Annotated in this window: 5 protein-coding genes and 1 pseudogene; all 6 read right to left on the bottom strand. The window is 34.3% G+C overall.

The genetic code is table 11. The annotated features are described in order from the left end of the window. Positions 1 to 150: 150 nt before the first annotated feature. On the bottom strand, positions 151 to 486 hold the full coding sequence (locus L950_RS34620) for a tyrosine-protein kinase family protein (RefSeq protein ID WP_021192328.1): 336 nt from the start codon (positions 484 to 486) through the stop codon (positions 151 to 153). Beyond that, positions 483 to 953, bottom strand: coding sequence for a P-loop NTPase (locus L950_RS34615; protein ID WP_021192327.1), 471 nt, complete (start codon positions 951 to 953; stop codon positions 483 to 485). Before L950_RS34615 ends, L950_RS34620 begins: the two co-directional genes overlap by 4 nt. After that, positions 932 to 1537, bottom strand: a complete 606-nt coding sequence (locus L950_RS34610; protein ID WP_021192326.1) for a GNVR domain-containing protein — start codon at positions 1535 to 1537, stop codon at positions 932 to 934. The genes L950_RS34615 and L950_RS34610 overlap by 22 nt, the downstream gene beginning before the upstream one ends. A gap of 32 nt (positions 1538 to 1569) precedes the next feature. Continuing rightward, on the bottom strand, positions 1570 to 2550 hold the full coding sequence (locus tag L950_RS34605) for a Wzz/FepE/Etk N-terminal domain-containing protein (RefSeq protein WP_021192325.1): 981 nt from the start codon (positions 2548 to 2550) through the stop codon (positions 1570 to 1572). 5 nt (positions 2551 to 2555) lie between these two features. Continuing rightward, entirely contained in the window at positions 2556 to 3338 is a 783-nt protein-coding gene (locus tag L950_RS24535) for a polysaccharide biosynthesis/export family protein (protein ID WP_031289783.1), read from the bottom strand. 175 nt (positions 3339 to 3513) lie between these two features. After that, positions 3514 to 3719: pseudogene (locus L950_RS34600) on the bottom strand (UDP-GlcNAc--UDP-phosphate GlcNAc-1-phosphate transferase); the annotation flags it as partial.

Here is a 3719-nt window from a genome sequence, read left to right as displayed (position 1 = left end):
GGAAACCATCAGCTTCATATATTCTCTTTTCTCTTCTGTACCTCAATGATCCCAAAAACTAGGAACAACTCAACTTCTAGGTCAATACGTACTTCAATAGGACGGATACTTTCTATCTAAGAAATGTGCTTTTCAAAATTCTATTTGTTATTATTTTAAACCTGTTTTATTTTTCAAATTTTGCCAGAATTTAGCCAAACCAGTTTTTTGTTCTCCTTTATCTCCATAACCATAGCCGTAACCGTAACCGTATCCATAACCACGAGCAAAGTCAACATCATTTACAACAGATGCTAAGTTTTTCAACTTACCTTGAACATACAATTCACGCGGTACCTGTAATAAACGTTTATCTAAATAATTAACACGAGAAACATATAATGTCAAATCAGCATTGTGTGCTATCAATAAGGTATCCGTTACCAAACTAACGGGCGCAGTATCAACTAATATATAATCATAATTCTCTCGAGCATATTTGATCACATCATCAAATGACCGTTCATTAGCAATTCTGCGGGGTTAGGGGCAATATAGCCAGAATAAACAACATCAAAATCGTAATTTCCAGGTTTTTTGATAATAATATTATCCACGTCCATCTCCGGATTAATTAAGAATTGGGTAATTCCAACATTCGTATGTTGTAGATGCGATAATCCTAAGTAGTCCAAAACTTTTGGACTACGAATATCCGCACCAATCAACAATACACGCTTATCAGACATGGATAAGATTTGCGCAAGGTTTGTTGTTACAAATGATTTTCCTTCTCCCGATGTGGTTGACGTTACAAAAATAACCTTAGATTCATCCTTCTTATCTGCACCAAACATAAAATTCATATTGGTCCTCAAAATCCGGAAAGATTCTGCAAGAGATGAACGATCGTTTTGATGGATAATAGTATCTTCAGCACTTGGTATTTCTCCTAATATAGGAGCTTTGACCACATCTTCGATATCTTTCCGGGAATGAATTTATTATCCAATAAAAATTTAAGATACAAAATCGCTAAAGGAATTAGCAAGCCTAAAATAAAAGCACCCATTAATACCGTATTCCTTTTAGGAGATACAGGTACACCATTACCATAAGCCGCATCAATAATTTTCAAATTATCTGGTGTGGCAGCAGCTCTCACCTCACTTTCTTCACGTTTTTGTAACAAAAGAAGATAAAGTGACTCAACAATCTGTTGCTGTCTAGATATTTTCTTAAAGCCTTGTTCCTGATTTGGGATAGAGCTAATTTTTCCTTTAATCTCAGTCGACTTCCTTTCAATATTATTCAAAGCCAATTTAGTGACCTGTTGATAGTTTTCCAAGGAGCGTCGAATATTATTACGGTTGTCCTCGATATTTTGATTAAGAGCAACGACTGTTGGATTTAAATCCGATGCTGATTTCAATAAATCATCGCGTTCAATAACTAATTTATTATAACCAGTAATTGCTGTACCAATAGAAATATCTTGAAGACCAATATTTGAGGGCAATAATTTTCCCGTTTCTTCTCCTTTTAGAAAGTCGGTCATATGATCCACCAATTGCAACTGTGTACGGTATTCTAATACTTCTTGTCATTTTCAGATGCGTTCTGCAAAAACACACTTGCTTCTGTTGCCATATCAACCATAGAATTCGCTGATTTGAAATCAGCTGCTTCTTCATCTGCTCCAGAAAGATCTTTCGAAATAATCATCAACCGCTTATTGATAAAATCAGATGTTGCTCGGGTCATTCGCATTTTATCATTACTCAAATCAGCATTATAGATATCAATTAAAGAGTTCAAAATTAATTCTGCTTTTTTACTCAAAGTAGATACCATTGCAAAATTTACAATATATGATTGCGCCTCTTTACTTGGCAGAATTCTAATAGTATTTAACATCGAATTTACAGCCCAGTCTATAGGAACTACAGTAATTTCATAATCTAGGCTTTGCTTAAGTAGACGACCTGAGTTTTTCGTAAACAAAACCTGATTACTCCCAATTTTTATTACTTTATCAAAGTCAGCTATGATTTTTTTTCCTGAAACCATATCAGTAACCTGTAATTTCTTCCCTACGATATAACGAATATTAACTTTTAAACGAGTTGTATCCGGATTACCTTGAGGCACCAATAAAAAAGGCATATCATTTTCCAAAAGCTCTTGAGAACGTATCTTACCTTTAGTTGAATATATTACATTCAAATGATGTTTATATACTACTTTGCGCATCAATCGACGTGAAGTTAAAACTTCGATTTGATCGGTTACAAAGGCCGAACGTGATCCGCCGAAGCCCATACTGCTCGTTAATTCCGCAATACCCGCCAATTCTCCTGCAGAAGCACTACGTTCATCTTTTAAGAGAATTTTAGCAGTAGTATTATAAGTCTTTTGAGCATACCGTAAATAGATAACAGCAATCCCCATAGATAGTAAAATGGCTAATACAAACCATTTCCAGTAATAGGCATACTGTTCAAAAAGTTGCCTTAAATTAATTTCTTCCTCTTGGTTTTCCTTCTGTTGTAAAGGTTGTTGTTCCATCATATTATTTAGCGTGTCAATACAGATATTACGGTTATAATTAGACCAGCGATCGAAATAATAATATTCGTATTGGCTCCTAATTTTGAATTATTAATCTGCGATTTATTTGGTTCTACATAAATCACATCATTTTGTGCCAAATAATAGTAAGGCGAATTTAAAGTTTCTTGTTTAGTCAAATCCAGACGATGCATAGACTTTTTGCCGTCAACTTCACGAATTAAAGTAACATTTTCACGAACTCCACGAATGGTCAAATCACCAGCCATCCCTAAAGCCTCCAATACAGTTACACGCTCCGTTGGCATAATAAATGAACCCGGCCGAGCCACCTCGCCTAAGACAGAAACTCTAAAATTATTAAAATTCATATTGACACCAGGGTCTTTTATATAGTGACTCAATTCTATCCGTACTTTCTCTATAGCTTCTAAGCGTGTCAATCCTTCTAGATAGACTTTCCCTAACATGGGTAATGTAATATCGCCCTTTTCGTCAACAGTATAAGTAGGACGAAGTGCCATATCGGTTTGCTGTGTCAAACTACCCGCTGCCATAGTACTTAAAGGATTAAACGGTGCCGTTACCTTAGGGTCTGCCGCGGTCACCACGACAGTTAAAATATCATTTTTCTGTATCTTGGGAACATATTGTTCATATACGGTATTAATTTGCGTAGAATCAGGTTGAAAATACACCATGTTCTTCCGTGATCCGCAAGAACTAAAAACGACTAGGAATAACGTAATTATTCCTAATACTAAACCATATTTTGATATTACTCGCATGCTCTATTTAAATTATGAGATAGATTTAATTTAAGGGCAAAAATATATTAATTTACCCAAATTTTCTATATTATTTGTCATTTAAAAATTGACAGGTCAAATTCGTGTCATTATTGCAAATTTGATGCCTAAAACTTATAGGCTATAAAGTATTCAAATGCATTCTTGAAAAACATTAAACTTTTATATATTTTTTTATTATTCTATTTTTTATTATCAAATACACAGCACTCAGTATTATGAGCAAACCAATCGAAAAAATAATTTGGGCTGTTAAATCTAAATTCGTCGCATATATAACCATTAAACCAATAATCACTTGTAGTCCAGCATATAGAAATGAAACTAACAACTTATTCACACCTGCTTCATTCCCAAAGA

This window comes from Sphingobacterium sp. IITKGP-BTPF85 (genome assembly GCF_001006065.1).
Lineage (GTDB): Bacteria > Bacteroidota > Bacteroidia > Sphingobacteriales > Sphingobacteriaceae > Sphingobacterium > Sphingobacterium anhuiense.
The sequence above is the reverse complement of the archived record's forward strand: the minus strand, read 5'-3'. Positions and strand labels throughout refer to the sequence as shown.